We start from the raw sequence: 16,213 nt of genomic DNA on the forward strand, positions 1-16,213 counted from the left end.
AACTGGTTCCTTGCTCCTGGCACCCATTGTGCATTCCATGAACCACCGTGAGGCAGACCGTATGGGCACAATCCATCAGTAGGATCCAAGATCACTCTCGGATGCTCATCAGGGTGGGGTGCGCGTAGTCAGTGCACAAATAGCACACTGCTCTGTCAATGTTACTACAGTGCTGCTGCGCTAACGTACCAAGTTCACTCCCCCACAGCCTGTACTTTGCGGCCCACTGCCCACATTTGGCAGCTGTCCTCTCGCGATTACCCCACTGTGGGATCAGGCTGAATGGATGAACATCACTTTCTGCCGGCTTTCACTATTTCTCACAGCAATGCTGGGCCTGGTCTTTTCACCTGCATCCGCACTGGTCTCCCCCGCGGTTTCTGCCGCAACCATTTCGCGTACTGCGACGGCTGCTCCACTCCCAGCTTCCCTCGCCTGGGGCTGGCCCCTGGCGGGTAAGCCCGTGGTGACGCGTGCTTTTGACCCTCCGGCGCAGCCTTGGCTCAGTGGCCACCGAGGTGTGGATTTGGCCGCCCCACAAGGCGCCGCCGTGCTGGCGCCAACATCCGGTGTGGTGAGCTTCTCCGGCGTCGTTGTTAACAGATCAGTACTGACCATCACTGTGGACAATGGTTTGCGGCTGAGTTTTGAGCCAGTATTTTCACCGCTCAGGGCGGGCGACACCGTGGTTCGAGGGCAGCAGATTGGCGCAGTGAAGGGGCCTACGCATTGCGACGGGTCCGTGACGCCCTCGTGTCTGCACTGGGGTGTGCGGGATGGGAATGACTACCTCAATCCCCTGCAGTTCATTCTCGACCTGCGCCCATCAGTGCTGTTGTCGCTGATGGACTGAATGTCACCCCGCGACTCGTGGCGAAGGATTCTTATGCGCTGGATTGCAGACGAGTATGGCGCCAGTTGAGCACTGGCGCCATACTCGTCTTGAGTTATTCGCATATGTGTTGCTGCGGGGCTAGACGATGGCGGAGATTCCCGTGATGGCGCGTCCTGCAACGAGGGTGTTGATCTCGTAGGTGCCTTCGTAGGAGTAGATGGCCTCGGAGTCTGCGAAAATCTTGGCAATTTCGTAGTCCGTGACTATGCCGTTGCCACCGAAGAGGCTGCGTCCCATGGCTACCGTCTCGCGCATTCGGGCCGTGGTGAACGCCTTGGCCAGTGCAGACTGTTCGTCCTTTGCCAGACCAAGATCTTCCAGCTGTGACAGCCGGACCATCATGCTGGTGCACGCAACCGTGTTGCCCAGCATTTTGACCAGCTGATCCTGCACCATCTGGAAGGAAGCGATGGGTCGGCCAAACTGTTCGCGTTCGACGGCGTAGCGGCGGGTTACATCAAAGGCTGCCATCTGCTGGCCCACAGCCTGCCACGCAACGGCGAGTCGCGTGACCTTCAGAACCTTGTTGGTGTCACGGAAGCTATTGCCGCCGGCCAGCTTGTGATCGTGCGGAACCACTACGTTCTCCAGCACAATGTCGGCGTTCTGGACGGTGCGCAGTGCAGTCTTGTTTTCAATCTTTGTGGCGCTGTAGCCCTTGAGCGTGGTGTCCACCATGAAGGCCTTGACCTGATTGTCGGCGACGTCGCGAGCGTAAATGACTACCCAGTCGGAGAACGTGGCATTGCCGATCCAGCGCTTGGCGCCGTTGAGGATCCAGTTATCGCCGTCACGCACAGCGGTGGTGCGGGTTCCGCCAGCTACATCGGAGCCGCCCAGGGGTTCAGTCAGTCCGAACGCACCAATCTTTTTCAGCGAGTAGATGTCCGGCAGCCACGCGGCCTTCTGTTCCTCAGAAGCCAGCGCCTCAATGGAGCCGGTGAATAGGCCGTCGTGGACACCCATGAACGTGGCAATGGAGGCGTCGGCGCGCGTGAATTCCGCGTGGGCCAGTCCAGCAAAGAGGTTGGAATATCCCTGTCGATGGACCGGGCTCATGATATCCAGCTCGGCCAGCTTGGGGATGATCTCCATGGGGAATTCAGCGCGGTTCCAGCAATCCGTGGCAATCGGCTTGACTTCCTTGGCTAGGAACTCGCGGATTTCCTGCAAACGTCCACGCTCCTTCTCGGAGAGCATCTGCTCAAATCCATAGAAGTCACCATCGGCGTAGGGGAGGTTGTTGATATCTACTTCAGCCTTGGGCACGGAAATTCCTTTGCTTGTACTCATCGTTGAACCATCAGCTGTTCGGCCGAAAGCCAAACATGTTACTGATGAGTAACATACAGCAAGGGGTGTGGCGCAGGCAACACGAGGGTTAAGTAGATATGGGGGCATCCCACCGAAATGATCACCAGAAATACGAAAGCCGCAGGCCTGGACTCCCCCAAGGGCATCTTGACCTGCGGCGATGCATAGAGGGCCACTCGGACTTGAACTGAGGACCTGAGGACTAGTAGTTTCCGTGCCTCGGAAGTGACAATCCAGCTACTGCTTGCCAATGAGGGCCTCCGATACGCGCTTCAGGTAGCCGCTGATGGGGCGAACAAAATTGCCGGAAGCCAGGCCGTCAGTCGTGAATCACCCACTGAACATCCAAAACAAAAGTGCCCCTGATCCGCGTTTCCGCAGGTCAGGGGCACTTCTACATGTAGGGCCACTCGGACTTGAACCGAGGACCTTAGGATTATGAGTCCCGCGCTCTAACCAGCTGAGCTATGGCCCCATGCAGGGCGCCTTATCCTTTCGACTTTGCAGTACAAGGAAAAAGCACTCCTACGATCTTAGGGGATCACAGGCTAAACCGCATGATCCTCGTAGCTTCCGCCACGATAAATGTCCTCGAAGGTGTCCAGAGTCTTGGTCAGCCCATGGCGGGCCACCATCGAGTGACTCGCCGCACCCATCGCAGCACGGTCCTCGGGAGACAGACGCATGATGGTGGTGATCTTTTCCTTAAGGTCATCGCTATCGTTCGGCTTGAACAAGTAGCCGTTGACACCGTCTTCAACCAAGTGCGGCAGGGCCATGGCGTTGGCCAGGACCACAGGAGTTGAAGCACTCATGGCTTCCAACGTGACCAGTGACTGCAGTTCTGCGGTGCCCGGCATGACGAACAGATCTGCCTTGAGGTAAACCTCGCGCAATTCTTCATCGCTGATCAGACCCGTGAAGCTCACCCGCGAGGATAGCCCCAACTTCTCGGCCTGGGCCTTGAGCGCGTTCTTGACCTCGCCTCCACCGACAACCACTAGGTGCAGGTTCAGGTCAGCCGGCGTCTTGGCCAACGCGTCAATCAGCACATCGATGTGCTTTTCTTCAGCAAGGCGGCCAACGAAGGCAAGCGTCGGGTATGGGTTGCGGGGAACGGTTTCGCCCTCAGCCAGCTCGTAGTTTCCCGATTCAATGCCGTTGGATAGCGGCAGCACCTTACGCAAGAAGGCGTGCTCATGCATCGCCTTGGCAGCCAGCGGTGTTGGCGTGGTGACAACATCGGCCTTGCTCATGACCTTGCCCATGTCCCGCCAGGAAACCCGGCCAACAATGTTCTTGAACCACTGCGGGAACGGCAGGAACGGGTTGAGGTTTTCCGGCATGAAGTGATTCGTGGCAACGATGCGGATGCCGCGGCGTGCGGCCTCATACACAACGTGCTCACCAATCATGTAGTGACTCTGCACGTGCACCACGTCCGGCTGCAGTACATCAAAGAGCGCCTTGATATCCCTCTTGATCTCCCACGGCAAGCTAATGCGGAAGTATTCATGCGTTGGGACGGACCGCGAGCGGAGCCTATGGACGGTCGCCTCGGAACGCTCTTCCGTAAACATGGGGCCGCTGTCGGCACGGCATGCCATCACGTGCACCTTGTGCCCACGGGCCGTCATCCCTGTCGCCAAGCGGAAGCAGAATTGTGCTGCCCCGTTGATGTGGGGCGGATAAGTATCTGCCGCAATCAAAATGGTTAGCGGCTTTTGGGCGCTATCACTCGTGGTTGATGACACGGATAAAACTCCTGGTGGATTCATAACTGGCCCACGGGCTGGACCTTGTTTACGTTGCTATTTCTTTGCAGCTCGACGCCGCTTCACCACATCCGGGTGGTGTCTTGACAACGCTATGACCCCAACGATAGCAAGGATAGCGGACCCAGCCATGGCAATCGCCAGCACGGCGGGCACATCGTCGCGAAGCTCACCCAAAATGGCAATACCGATGGCAATACCCACAATCGGGTCAATGACCGTCAGCCCGGCGATCACTAAATCTGGTGGGCCGTTGGAGTAGGCGCTCTGCACGAACCAGCTGCCTAGTCCCCCAGCCGCCGCAATGGCAATGACCGAGTACCACTGCACATTAAGCAGGAACAGTCCGTTCGGATCAAAGATCTGCTTGGAGATGATACGCGTCAAAACGGCGACAAATCCAAAGAGCATGCCGGAGCCAACGATGTAGAAAAATGATTTCAGCCGGCGCTTGAACATAATGAAGGTGCCACCAAAAATGGTGACAACTACCGCCAGCAGCATCACTACCGTTAGTTCTTCAGAGGGCGTCACATGGGTATTTTCCCGGACCGCGTTGACTGCCAGGAGGACGAACAGCGCACTGCCGGCAACACAGGCAGTGATGGAAACCACCGTGGCGCGGTTGAGTCTGATCCCCTCATCGCGTGAATTTACAATCGTAGTGATGACCAGAGCGATCGCCCCGATAGGCTGCACTACTGTCAAGGTCCCGAGCGTCAAGGCCACCACGTTCAAAGCCATGCCGACACCCAGCAGGACAAGTCCCAACACCCATCGTGGGTTGGTCAGTAGGCGCAAGAAGCCGGAGCCACCAAGCGCCAGCCCGCCAGTGTTGTTTTTCACAGCACTGCCTTGACGCTGTGCACCAAAGGCAAGGAAGAAGGCCCCCGCCACGGCGCACAAAACGGCCACCCACATCATGGCTTGCCCCGCTCTGGAGAATCACGGCCAGATTCAGCAGACCCAGCTTGATCAGACCCAGCAGGCATGTGCAGTGCTCGGTGCTTGGCCAGAACTACCACCATGTACTGACTGAACGCAATCACATGCATGACCATGCCTGCGACAAGGATCACCCAGGCCGTCACGAACGTGAAATCAGAATCCAGCGCCTTGGCCAGCAGTAGCATGGGCGTGCCCACCATCAGCGCGGCGGTCCGGGTCTTGCCCAACATGGTGACCTTGAGATCAGCGTCTCCGCGGAAGAAGTACAGCGTCACCGCCAGAAGCACGACGTCGGGAATCACCAAGAGCAGCAGCAGCCACAGGGGCAGGATGCCGGCAAGCACCAAGGTGATCGTGACCGCCACGAGGGCAACACGATCCGCCAGCGGATCCATAATTCTGCCCAGCTGCGACGTTTGATTGAGCTTGCGGGCAACGTAACCGTCAATCCAGTCGGTGCAGCCCATCATGGCCAAGACAAAGACGCCCCAGCCGTACTCCTGCTTAGAGAGCACCAACCACACAAACAAGGGCGTGCCCAGAAACCGGATCACCGTGATGATGTTGGGAATCGTGACAATGGCGTTGGACTTGTCAATGTTCGTGGCAGAACGCTCAGCCATTTCGGTCGCCTCCCCCGGAGCCGTCACAGCGGGCTGCCTGCGCAGCTCTGGAAGTGCCGGTCCCCTGAATCGCCATATTTTGGGTGCGGATTATTTCTTCAACAACTTTCGCAGCAAGAGCCCACATACCGTGGCCGACACGGCCAGAACCGCCAAAGGCTTCCAACGTTCTTTAGCCGTTTCCACTGCTTGACCTACCGCTCCGGACGCGGCCAGATTGATGGTTTCCCGTGCACGCGTCTTGGCGGTGTCCACCAAGTACGTGGCCTGCTTCTTCACATCAGCCTCGGACACCAGGTCTTCACGCAATCCCAATAAGTGTTCGCGACGCGCGGCAGTGCGTGCCAAGAGTTCGTTCTCGTTGGCCTTGGGGCCATGCTCGGCTTCCTTGGCAGCCCGTTCAGCCTTGGCCTTGGCCGCGGCAGCATCGGCTTCTGCGGCGGCCGCCTTCTTCTGTTCCTTGGTCAGTTCAACCCGGTCCAGGCTGCTCGGGTCAAAGTCCCGGCCTTCCTTAATGATGCCGATGTCATGGCGAATCCCGCGCAAGGCCTGCTGGGGCAGCAGCGGCAGCAAGGACTTGAATTTCTTGTAACCAATGAGGCCACTGATCCCAACAACCACCAGCAGGGCTGCACAAATAATCAGCGCCGATAGCCACAGCGGCACCACTGTAGCCAGGCCAGCGATGGCGGCGACCACTAGGGCAATGACCAGTAACACTGTAAATACCAGGGCAAGGGCGGCAAAGATTGCCACGCCGCTTACCTTGGATTTTTTGTGTTCCAGCTCCAGCTTGGCTAATGCAATTTCATCGTTGATTTGCCGTGGCAGCAACCGGGTCGCTGTCTTGGCTGCATCCAGCAGCACAGAACCGTTGTCCTTACGGTTTTCGCCCGCCCCGATATGCAGTTCCTTGTGAGCATCCGTCACTGAGACCGCCTCCGTAGTGAGGGTCCGTGTTGACGGTGCAGGCACCGGCACGAACCCGAATTCTTTGTAGCACCTCCACCGCGGTGGCACTACCTTAATGTCAAAATTACCATCCATCGCCCCTGGAGCGGGCGCCCACCTGCCGTGGCACCGATGCGGAATAGGAAAGCGTCCTGTTTAGTTGCCCAGATGAGAGTGGCCCTTATGCGAGTTGGACCCTAGTTGCACCGTTTAACAGGCGCATTACATAATTCAGGAAGTGGCACTCTCTCACCACAAGACCTAAGCAACGCGAACACCCCATTTTTGAGGATTCTTTACTTGACCACCACCGTTCACCCCGGCGATTCCTTATCCCGCCGCCAAAAGCTGATCTATATTCTCGTATTGGGACTGCTCACCGCTCTTGGCCCGTTCACGATTGACCTTTATCTCCCCGCATTTCCCATCATCGGCGAGGAATTCGCCGTCAGTGCCACCGCCGTTCAGCTGACCCTGACAGCAACCACCATCGGCTTCGCAGCTGGCCAGTTGGTCGTGGGCCCCTTCAGCGACAAGTTCGGTCGCCGGATGCCACTGATTCTGGCCACAGCGTTGCATGTGCTGGCCTCCATCGGTGCCGCCATGTCCACTGACATCACCATGTTGGGTGTCTTCCGTGTCCTGCAGGGCGTGGGCGCCGCCGGTGGCGGTGTTGTGGCAATGGCCATGGTCCGCGACCTCTTCGGCGGCTACCAGCTAGTGCGTATGCTCTCCCGCATGGCCTTGGTCAACGGCATGGCCCCCATCCTGGCCCCCGTGGTTGGCTCCCAATTATTGGGCATCATGGACTGGCCAGGCATCTTCTGGTTCTTGGCGGCCTATGGCGCCCTGGTGGTAGTGGCAGCATCCGTGTTCATCGTTGAGACCCTGCCTCCTGAAAAGCGGAAGTCCGACGGCGTGAGCGTCACCGACCGCTATAAGGCCGTGTTCAGCGACAGAATCTTTGTCGGCACGCTCTTTGTGGGCGGACTGAACTTCGCTGCCCTCTTTACGTACCTCTCTGCGTCGACGTTCCTTTTCCAAGACACCTTCGGTTTCACCCCGCAGCAATACGGATACCTTTTTGCCGTGAACTCCATTGGAGTGGTGATTGGCGTCCAAGCCGCTTCAAGGATCATGCGCCACACTGGCCCGCAGTGGGTCATCGCGTGGGCCACGGTGGCGCAGGTAGCCGCCGCTGCGGCCATGATTATTTGCGACCAACTGGGCCTTGGCCTGTGGGGAGTTATTGTGCCTTTGTGGTTCTTCATCTGCGCCACCGGGTTCATGTTCCCCTCTGTCCAGGTCTTGGGCTTGGCACGCAATGGCAAGCAGGCCGGAACTGCAGCCTCACTGCTAGGGGCCGCAACCTTTGGTTTCGCCGGGCTCATCACCCCAGTGGTTGGTTTCATTGGCGTCACCACGGCCACACCCATGGCGATTGTCATGGGTGGAAGCATTCTGCTGGCCATGGCCGCACTTTGGTTCATTGTGCGCCCGCGCATGGTCCCCTCGATCTGACCCCTCGAAAAGACTCGATCTGACCCCTCGAAAAGAAAAGAACCGCAGTCCCCACCTGGGTGGGGACTGCGGTTCTTTTCTTTGGGTGTGCGGGCAGTGAGTGGTGAACACCACCTTTGTCCTATTAGCTTGACCCCGGAGTGTTAAACAAAAAAAGAATCCCCGCACTCGCTTGGAGTACGGGGATTCTTTTTGAATGGCTCCCCCACCTGGACTTGAACCAGGAACCTTTCGATTAACAGTCGAACGCTCTGCCAATTGAGCTATAGGGGAATGCGGCAAGTAAATCTTAGCAGTAACAATCAGTTCAAATCAAATTAGATCAAAACCGATCATTTCCACACACTCAACACAATAATTGTCTCCGGCCCACATCGGGGCCGGAGACAATTTATTGCCTTGGCTCCCCCACCTGGACTTGAACCAGGAACCTTTCGATTAACAGTCGAACGCTCTGCCAATTGAGCTATAGGGGATCGTGCAGGAACAACAATAACAAAGGGTTGCCCAGTTGTGAAATCGGGTGGTTCCCGACTCCCTAACCGTCCCCGCGCAGCTGCCTGCGAGCCGTTTCCAGCTCCATCAATTCACGCTGCAATAGGTTGTAACTCTCTGGATCTACGGCCGGATCCATCCGTTGCAAGGCTCCCAAACGCTCTTCCTTCAGCCGAGTGATTTGCAACTCAAAAAGTCGGCGCAGAATATCGCGACAGTACCGCGTCAACGTTTCCTCACGCGTGGCCGGCAGCGGGCTCAACGCCAGCTCAGCCACCAGCGACCCCAATTCGCGAGGAACATGCTCCCGGACCGCCTCCAGCCACTGCGAAGATGCCACCTGCGACTCCCCTGCAAGGTAGATTCCCTGCTGGACGGCCTTGTAAGCGGGCACAACAAACTCTGTGGCGGCAAAGTGCTGCCAATTCCCCGCCGACAAGAACCCCGGATGCTGCAAAACAACTTCCAGCGCCTCCCGCTCCATGCGGCCCTGCGGATCACGCGGGTCCGGACGGGACATGGTGGGTGGTGCCTGCTCCATCTCGGCTGCGGCTGCCGGCACCTGCTGATGACGAGCGACGTCGTTCCTCATGTTTCCCTGCCCCGTGCCCTGGGTGCCGGGCTGGCTGTGAGCGCGACGCTCAGCGCCCTTGACCGCGCGCAGCACCTCATTGGGGTCTGCCATGCCCAGCCAGCCGGCCAACTCCTGGCTGTAGCCCATCCGGGTGGAGCCGTCACGGATAGCGGCCACCACGGGGGCTGAGGCGCGCAGACCGCTGACCCTGCCCTCCACGGTGCTCAGATCGAACTTGGCCAAGGTGGTGCGGATGGCGAATTCAAAAAGGGGGCGCCGTGAACGGATCAAGGCATGGACAGCCTCATCGCCCTTGCGCTGCCGCAACTCACACGGGTCGGCTCCTGTCGGTTCAACGGCCACGAACGTCTGGGCTGTGAAGCGCTGGTCCTCGTCGAACGCCTTGAGCGCAGCCTTCTGTCCGGCCGCATCGCCGTCGAAGGTGAAGACTACTTCTCCGCCAGTTCCGTCGTCCGAGAGCAGGCGCCTGGCGACCTTGATGTGGTCAGCACCAAAGGCGGTGCCGCAGGTGGCCACGGCCGTGTCCACGCCGGCCAGGTGGCAGGCCATAACGTCCGTGTAGCCTTCCACCACCACGAGCTGGCGCTTGGAGGCAATGCTCTTCTTCGCCAAATCAATCCCGTAAAGCACCTGCGACTTCTTGTAGAGGCTGGTCTCAGGAGTGTTCAGGTACTTCGGGCCCTGGTCGTCCTCGAAGAGCTTGCGGGCACCGAAGCCCACGGTGTCCCCGGCAATATCGCGGATGGGCCAGATGAGGCGGCCGCGGAACCGATCGTAAATGCCACGCTGCCCTTCGGAGAACATGCCTGTCAGCTTTAATTCGTCCTGCGTGAAACCCTTGCCCGTCAGGTGCTTAAGGAGAGCATCCCAGCCCTGAGGGGCAAAGCCCACGCCGAAGCGTTCAGCGGCTTCACGGTCAAAGCCGCGCTCGTCCAGAAACTGCCGTCCTGCGGCTGCGCCGGGAGTCAGAAGTTGGGCGCGGAAGAATTCACCGGCAATCTTGTGGGCGTCCAGAAGGCGTTGCCGCTTGCCTACATCCTCACGGCGCGGACCTGTTCCGCCGTCCTCGTAGCGCAGCTCGTAACTGATCCGCCCGGCCAACTTTTCCACGGCCTCGGAGAAGGAAATGTGATCCATTTTCTGGATGAAAGAGATGACATCGCCACTCTCCTGACAGCCAAAGCAATGGAAGTAACCCATTTGTGGGCGCACATGGAACGAGGGGCTCCGCTCGTCATGAAAGGGGCACAGGCCCTTAAAGGAACCAATCCCGGCTGACTTCAAGGTGACGTAGGCGTCAACAATCTCCTTGAGGTCGGTGCGCGTGCGCACCTCATCAATATCTTCTCGTTTAATCAGGCCAGCCACCCGGTCAGTTTACGTGAGATTCCTGCGCCCAGACGCCGAACGGGACCACCGGCAAAAATCCTGTGGATAACGGCCAAGGTGGCTAGAATCACCCGCGTTCTCGCCCTACTCACAGCCTGGCCACCCTTAGAATGGAAGTGCCCCAATGGCGTGGAAACGTGTTCGAAACCGAACCATAACCATCTCACTGAGCTAGCCAAAGGGAACCCCATGACTACCGCAATTCACCAGACCACCGCCACTGACCCGAACAGGGACACGAACGTTGTCACTGCCCCGCGCATGAACGAGGACACCAAAGCCATCCTGATCACGGTGCTTGCTGGAGTGCTCCTGTCACTGCTGCTGACCGCCGTGATGGCGCTGGTCATCTCCTCGGCGACCCCGGAACAACTGGACCGGATCACCACCTTGATGCAGGGCTACGCCACAATAGCTCCGTAACAGCCCTACGCCAAGCACTGGATGCGCCTACAACAGCGTGCGTTCGGTGCCCACGAGCCTCTCGTGCAGCGCAAGTGCCGATACATCCGTCAGTGAAGCAATCTGGTCGATGACCACTCGAAGCCGGGACGCGTCGTCGTGCGCGTCTCGCCAATCGGCGGCAAACATGGTCTCCAGATGTGCATCTCCGGTGACACTGAGCACGGCCACCAGCTCACTGAGGATGTCCTGCTGGCGCTGATAAATGGGCTGGCGGTGATCAGTGGTCATGACGAACGTGGTGGCCAGACCCTTCATGACGGCGATCTCCAACAGCGTCTCGTGAGGCACCACCACCTCGCCTGCGTAGCGTGCCAACGGCCCGGTGCCATGCACGGCGCGGGTGGCGGCGACGGCACTCTGGCAGAAGCGGCCAATCAGCTGGCTGGTCATATCTTTTAGGGCTGCCATGGAACGGCGGCTGCCGTCGGCGTGGCGCACCCACACGTCCCCGGCCTCGAGGCGCTTGAGTGCGGCGTCAATTTCGGCCACATCCACGTTGGGCAGGTACCACTGCTGCGTGTAGCCAAGAACACGGTTGCGCTGGTCTTGGTTGGCCAGCCATTTGAGCTGGACATGCCCGGCAACAATGGCATCTTCAACGTCATGGACCGAGTAGGAAATGTCATCTGCGAGGTCCATGACCTGGGCTTCGATGCAGCTCTTGCCCTCCGGGGCGCCTTGGCGCAGCCAGTTAAAGACTGGAAGATCGTCGGCATAGGCGCCGAATTTACCCGTCCGCGAGCCATCAATGATGGGTGCGTCCACGGCAAACCATGGGTATTTCGCGGAGGCGTCGAGTGAGGCGCGGGTGAGGTTCAGGCCTGCCGATCCGCCGTCGGCCGTGAAGACCTTGGACTCGAGCCGGGTCAACAACCGCAGTGTTTGGGCGTTGCCTTCGAAGCCGCCAATAGCGTGGGACAGTGAATTGAGGACTGATTCGCCGTTGTGCCCAAAGGGCGGGTGGCCGAGGTCATGGGCTAGGCACGCGGTGTCCACCACATCGCGATCGCAGCCCAGCGTGCCGGCCAGCTCACGGCCAATCTGGGCCACTTCCAGGCTGTGAGTCAGGCGGGTGCGGACAAAGTCATCGGTGTCCGGGGCCACCACTTGCGTTTTTGCGCCCAGCCGGCGTAGCGCCGAAGAATGCAGCACTCGTGCCCTGTCTCGTTCAAAGACCGTGCGGAAACTGGTTTTTGGCGCCTCCTGTACCCAGCGTTGCTGGTCGTGGGGCAGATAGACAGACTGTGATTCGTTGGCCATAAATCCCAGTTTAGGGCCAACACAACACCATGCGGGGACGTTCCCCACAGGCAGGCCGTAGCATCAGCACCCCCGCGGGACTGCTGCGGGACTGGGCCCACGGGATCGAGGGCCCACGGCCTGCTCGCTCAGCGAGCCGGGCATGGGGAGAGCCTGGGTGGGCCCACAGGCTCGAGGGGCCCCACGGCCTGCTCGCTCAGCGAGCCGGGCATGGGGAGAGCCTGGGGACTATCCGCCGGAGACGTCCAGTTCAGCTCCGACGAGTTCCACCTTTTGTGATCCGCTCAGGGTACGTGCATCCAGCCAACCGGCAGGAAGTGCGGTGCGCTTGGGAGTGCCTGCACGGCCGCGAGGCCCCTCAGCGTCAACGCCGGGGTACTCCCCTGACATATCAAGCTGATCCAGCAGTTCGCGGAGCACCTCAAGAGTGGGCACGCAGGACAGCTTGGCGCGCAGATCTCCGCCCACCACGTAGCCCTTGAAGTACCAGGCCATGTGCTTGCGGATGTCACGCAAGGCCTTGTTTTCGTCGTCGAACGTGTCAACCAACAGCTCGGCGTGACGGTACACGGCGGCGGAAACTTCAGCCATTCCGGGCTTGTGGCGGGCATCACTGCCCTCGAAAGCGTTCATCAGGTCCCCGAACAACCACGGGCGGCCCTGGCAACCGCGGCCTATCACTACGCCGTCGACGCCTGTCTGACGCACCATGGCGATGGCGTCTTCGGCACTCCAGATATCGCCGTTACCCAGGACCGGAACATCGGGGAGAGCTTCACGCAAGCGTGCAATGGCGTCCCAGTCGGCCTGGCCCGAGTAGAACTGGTTGGCGGTGCGGCCGTGCAATGCTACAGCTGCAACACCGGCGTCGCGGGCGATGCGGCCAGCTTCCAGATACGTGAGATGGTCCTCGTCGATACCCTTGCGCATCTTGATGGTCAGCGGCAGCCCACCTTTGGAGGCTTCGCGCACAGCGGTCTGAACAATGGAGGTGAACAGGTCCAACTTCCAAGGCAGCGCGGCGCCGCCTCCGCGGCGGGTCACCTTGGCGACGGGGCACCCAAAGTTCAGGTCAATATGGTCAGCGTGATCTTCCTCGACCAGCATGCGCACGGCCTTGCCGACAGTTTCAGGGTCCACGCCGTACAGCTGGACGGAGCGGATCTGCTCATCGTCGTCGTGGCTGATGAGACGCATGGATTCCGGGGTACGCTCCACGAGTGCGCGGGAGGTCACCATCTCGGACACGAAAACGCCGCCACCGTGCTCGCGGCACAGCCGGCGGAACGCGGTGTTGGTAATCCCGGCCATGGGGGCAAGAATCACGGGGGTGTCCACCGTAATGTTGCCGAGTTTCAGGGGCGGGAGGTCCAGTTTGGTATCGCTGGTGGGGATGTCTGTAACAGTCACAAATCAATTCTCTCAAATCTTGCCAAATTCTGCGCGGTGTCCCCGGCCTGAGATGTGGTGAATCCCCCGCCTCCACCGGATTCACGGACCGGATGTAGCTGCCTTCGTGAACAAGATCACGCAAAAGCCCGGGCGCCGTTCCGTTCTCAAGGGCACTCCCCCGCAGGATCCCTGGCAGGGGCGTAGGTTGTGGCTGGACTTCGGGAGTTGTTCACTGGTGGAATAGACTCCCGTCTGTGGGTCTCGGTGATATTGCTTGCCACACGTGCTGTGGGCTCTGCCCAGTAACCATCGATCTAGAACCCATCGATCCAAACCAAGGAATCCCGTGCCACGCATCTCCCCCACTAAGAAGGCCATTCTCACTGCCGCGCTGGAGCTCGGTGCAGTCCACGGTATTTCCGGGACCACCATGGATGAGGTAGCCGAGCGTGCTGGCGTGGCTAAGGGCAGTGTCTATTACAACTTTGCCTCCAAGGACAAGCTGTTCGAGGAACTGCTGACCACGGGAGTCTGTTCACTGGCCGAAACGCTAGCGGCTGCACGTGTGAGGAGTGCGGGTTTTGCCGCGATCGAGTCCATGGTTTCTGACATGCTGACCCTGATCGCCAGCAACCAGGCCCTGGCCAAACTCATGGCAGCTGAGATTTTCCGCACCGACAGGGCCTGGCAGACAACTGTGACGGGGCTGCGTCGGGAGGCCGTGACGGAGATTGGTGCAGCCCTATTGCCATTGGTCCCTGCTGGCACATCCGAGAGTAGCCGCCTCTTGATGGCCGGCGGCATCTTCGGAGCCACGCTCATGGGCGGGCTGGAATGGCTGCTGTTCAGCCCGGCAACACCCGTGGAAGAAGTCTCCGCCGCCATCCTTTTCACGTTCTCAGGGAAGCTCGCTTCTTAGCCCCCACAGACGCTCCCTCACCTTTCGGGGTGTTTTGGGCAACGCTCCCTCACCCGAGGCTGGCACGAAGAGCCAGGTGAGGGAGCGTTGCCCAAAACACCCCATTTGGTGAGGGAGCGTTTTCGGGGGTTAGAGACCCAAGATGGTGGTGGCGATCAGGAAGTAAATGATCAGCCCGGCCGCATCGACGAACGTGGAGATGAACGGGTTGGAGAACACTGCCGGATCCGCCCGCACGGCCTTGCCCAGGAGCGGCATGAGCCCGCCAATGCTGGCTGCCATGGTGCACACGCCCAGCAGTGTCAGGCCAATGACCCAGCCCAGTGGCGCGGAGAAGGCGAGCGTAGCGATCACGAAGCCCAGAGTTCCCAGCAGCAAACCCAGGAATGCGCCGACGCGCACCTCGCGGGCGAAGACCTTGAGGAAATCGCGCGGACGAACATCGCCCAGTGCCAGGGCGCGGGTGATGGTGGTTGCGGCCTGGTTCCCGGTGTTGCCGCCGGTGCCGATCAGCAGCGGGATGAACAGCGAGAGCACCACCTGCTCCTCCAAGGTGGCCTGGAACGCGCCGATGACTTGGACCGTGAGTGTGGCACCCACGGCGAGCACCAGTAACCACACCACCCGGGCGCGGACAATGGAGCCCACAGGAGTGGCCAGATACGGCCGGCGTAACGGTTCGGTCCCGCCCGAGCGGGCTGCATCCTCGGTTTCGGCATCCTCGAGAATCGCCAGGGCGTCGTCCACTGTCAGGACGCCCACCAGCCGGTCTTCGGCGTCGACAATGGGCAACACCAGAATCTTGGCGTTGGCACAGTACCGCGCAGCTTCCTCCACATCTTCGCTGGCAGGAAAGCTCAGCGGTTCCTTCATGATGCTGGCAACCAAGGCCGAATCATCGGCTCGCAACACATCACGCAGAGACACCACACCCACCAGATGCCGGCCGGTGTCAGTCACCGGAATGGTGTAAACACTCTCCGCGTCATCGAGCTGAGAACGCACGCGGGCAAACGTCTGCGCCACGGTCAGGTGCGGATGAGTGGTGACAAACTCCGGGCTCATGTACCGGCCAACGGCACCTTGGGCGTAGCCCAACACGGTGCTGGTCAGCGCCCGCTCCTTCTCGTCGAGCCCGGAAATGAGTCGGTGCGCTACGGTAGCGGGAAGCTCATCGAGCAGCGCCACCCGATCATCAGGGCTCAACTGCGCAAAAACTTCGGCAACTTCAGCTTCCTTCAGACCTGTCACAAGGTCTGCCTGCAAGGCGGCACCGAGGCGCTCAAACACCTCAACGGCACGGCCCTTGGGCAGCGTGCGGTAGGCCAGCGCCCGCTCAATGGTGGTGAGCCTTTCCAGCTGTTCCAAGGTCTCGGCCGTATTCAAGGGCAAGAGCGCCTTGGAAATGGCAGCCAGATCCTGCTGGCTCAATGCGCGGCTCAGCAGCTCTGCGCTGTCCTCAAAAGTCTGAACTGGGTACTTGATCATGATCCGAATCCCTCCGGTAAAACCACACGCGGGCATAACGCGGCGCTTGCCGCGGGCGTGTGCAGAAAATGGGTGTGTGGCGTGCTGCTACGAGGCGCTACCGCACGAACCGATGCCGGTGGGAATGCTCTTCTCAAAGCCTGAACGCAGCCAGAGAAATCATCCAAGAAGTGGCTACGAAGG

13 protein-coding genes and 3 tRNA genes are annotated in these 16,213 nt (G+C 59.7%); 4 read left to right on the plus strand and 12 right to left on the minus strand.

What is annotated here, in order from left to right; all coding sequences use genetic code 11:
• Positions 1 to 286 precede the first annotated feature (286 nt).
• On the plus strand, positions 287 to 853 hold the full coding sequence (locus tag AS189_RS15455; RefSeq protein WP_237759881.1) for a M23 family metallopeptidase: 567 nt from the start codon (positions 287 to 289) through the stop codon (positions 851 to 853).
• Positions 854 to 973: 120 nt separating this feature from the next.
• On the opposite strand, the gene AS189_RS15460 is transcribed toward AS189_RS15455, so the two are convergent.
• The 6 genes from AS189_RS15460 to AS189_RS15485 form a co-directional block, all read right to left on the minus strand.
• Entirely contained in the window at positions 974 to 2,188 is a 1,215-nt protein-coding gene (locus AS189_RS15460) for an acyl-CoA dehydrogenase family protein (RefSeq protein ID WP_062290823.1), read from the minus strand.
• A gap of 422 nt (positions 2,189 to 2,610) precedes the next feature.
• Positions 2,611 to 2,684, minus strand: a tRNA-Ile gene (locus AS189_RS15465).
• A 73-nt stretch (positions 2,685 to 2,757) separates the two neighbouring features.
• Positions 2,758 to 3,963, minus strand: a complete 1,206-nt coding sequence (locus tag AS189_RS15470; protein WP_237759882.1) for a glycosyltransferase — start codon at positions 3,961 to 3,963, stop codon at positions 2,758 to 2,760.
• A gap of 57 nt (positions 3,964 to 4,020) precedes the next feature.
• Positions 4,021 to 4,908 (minus strand): DMT family transporter, encoded by an 888-nt coding sequence (locus AS189_RS15475; protein WP_062290830.1) that lies wholly within the window; start codon positions 4,906 to 4,908, stop codon positions 4,021 to 4,023.
• Positions 4,905 to 5,555, minus strand: a complete 651-nt coding sequence (locus AS189_RS15480; protein ID WP_062290833.1) for a CDP-alcohol phosphatidyltransferase family protein — start codon at positions 5,553 to 5,555, stop codon at positions 4,905 to 4,907. Before AS189_RS15480 ends, AS189_RS15475 begins: the two co-directional genes overlap by 4 nt.
• A 90-nt stretch (positions 5,556 to 5,645) precedes the next feature.
• Positions 5,646 to 6,485 (minus strand): phage holin family protein, encoded by an 840-nt coding sequence (locus tag AS189_RS15485; RefSeq protein ID WP_237759883.1) that lies wholly within the window; start codon positions 6,483 to 6,485, stop codon positions 5,646 to 5,648.
• Positions 6,486 to 6,806: 321 nt separating this feature from the next.
• Here AS189_RS15485 and AS189_RS15490 point away from each other — a divergent pair, with 321 nt between their 5' ends.
• Positions 6,807 to 8,027 carry a multidrug effflux MFS transporter gene (locus AS189_RS15490; protein WP_082634351.1) on the plus strand — a complete coding sequence of 407 codons (1,221 nt, stop codon included), beginning with the start codon at positions 6,807 to 6,809 and terminating at the stop codon, positions 8,025 to 8,027.
• Positions 8,028 to 8,224: 197 nt separating this feature from the next.
• Here AS189_RS15490 and AS189_RS15495 read toward each other — a convergent pair.
• The 3 genes from AS189_RS15495 to dnaG all read right to left on the minus strand — a co-directional run bounded on the left by AS189_RS15495 (position 8,225) and on the right by dnaG (position 10,485).
• Positions 8,225 to 8,300, minus strand: a tRNA-Asn gene (locus AS189_RS15495).
• A gap of 127 nt (positions 8,301 to 8,427) precedes the next feature.
• A tRNA-Asn gene (locus AS189_RS15500) sits at positions 8,428 to 8,503 on the minus strand.
• A gap of 62 nt (positions 8,504 to 8,565) precedes the next feature.
• A complete protein-coding gene (gene dnaG, locus AS189_RS15505) occupies positions 8,566 to 10,485 on the minus strand; it encodes a DNA primase (protein ID WP_062290836.1) in 1,920 nt (639 codons plus the stop codon).
• 210 nt (positions 10,486 to 10,695) lie between these two features.
• On the opposite strand from dnaG, the gene AS189_RS15510 reads away from it, so the two are divergent.
• Positions 10,696 to 10,929: a hypothetical protein gene (locus AS189_RS15510; RefSeq protein ID WP_062290838.1), complete on the plus strand. Its 234-nt coding sequence runs from the start codon at positions 10,696 to 10,698 to the stop codon at positions 10,927 to 10,929.
• A gap of 27 nt (positions 10,930 to 10,956) precedes the next feature.
• Here the strand turns inward: AS189_RS15510 and AS189_RS15515 are convergent, their stop codons facing one another.
• Together AS189_RS15515 and dusB are read right to left on the minus strand one after the other, a co-directional pair.
• On the minus strand, positions 10,957 to 12,231 hold the full coding sequence (locus AS189_RS15515) for a deoxyguanosinetriphosphate triphosphohydrolase (RefSeq protein WP_062290841.1): 1,275 nt from the start codon (positions 12,229 to 12,231) through the stop codon (positions 10,957 to 10,959).
• Positions 12,232 to 12,459: 228 nt separating this feature from the next.
• Positions 12,460 to 13,641 (minus strand): tRNA dihydrouridine synthase DusB, encoded by a 1,182-nt coding sequence (gene dusB, locus AS189_RS15520; RefSeq protein ID WP_062290844.1) that lies wholly within the window; start codon positions 13,639 to 13,641, stop codon positions 12,460 to 12,462.
• Between the two features lie 328 nt (positions 13,642 to 13,969).
• On the opposite strand from dusB, the gene AS189_RS15525 reads away from it, so the two are divergent.
• A complete protein-coding gene (locus tag AS189_RS15525) occupies positions 13,970 to 14,542 on the plus strand; it encodes a TetR/AcrR family transcriptional regulator (RefSeq protein ID WP_062290846.1) in 573 nt (190 codons plus the stop codon).
• A gap of 129 nt (positions 14,543 to 14,671) precedes the next feature.
• On the opposite strand, the gene mgtE is transcribed toward AS189_RS15525, so the two are convergent.
• On the minus strand, positions 14,672 to 16,030 hold the full coding sequence (mgtE, locus tag AS189_RS15530; RefSeq protein WP_062290849.1) for a magnesium transporter: 1,359 nt from the start codon (positions 16,028 to 16,030) through the stop codon (positions 14,672 to 14,674).
• Positions 16,031 to 16,213: the final 183 nt, after the last annotated feature.

Origin of the sequence: Arthrobacter alpinus (assembly GCF_001445575.1) — a bacterium.
Taxonomy (GTDB): Bacteria; Actinomycetota; Actinomycetes; order Actinomycetales; family Micrococcaceae; genus Specibacter; species Specibacter alpinus_C.

Bases quoted from the DNA above. Each gene is read 5' to 3' on its own strand.
- AS189_RS15455 (WP_237759881.1), top strand. From the start codon at position 287: ATGAACATCACTTTCTGCCGGCTTTCACTATTTCTCACAGCAATGCTG.
- AS189_RS15460 (WP_062290823.1), bottom strand. From the start codon at position 2,188: ATGAGTACAAGCAAAGGAATTTCCGTGCCCAAGGCTGAAGTAGATATC.
- AS189_RS15475 (WP_062290830.1), bottom strand. From the start codon at position 4,908: ATGATGTGGGTGGCCGTTTTGTGCGCCGTGGCGGGGGCCTTCTTCCTT.
- AS189_RS15480 (WP_062290833.1), bottom strand. From the start codon at position 5,555: ATGGCTGAGCGTTCTGCCACGAACATTGACAAGTCCAACGCCATTGTC.
- AS189_RS15510 (WP_062290838.1), top strand. From the start codon at position 10,696: ATGACTACCGCAATTCACCAGACCACCGCCACTGACCCGAACAGGGAC.
- AS189_RS15515 (WP_062290841.1), bottom strand. From the start codon at position 12,231: ATGGCCAACGAATCACAGTCTGTCTATCTGCCCCACGACCAGCAACGC.
- mgtE (WP_062290849.1), bottom strand. From the start codon at position 16,030: ATGATCAAGTACCCAGTTCAGACTTTTGAGGACAGCGCAGAGCTGCTG.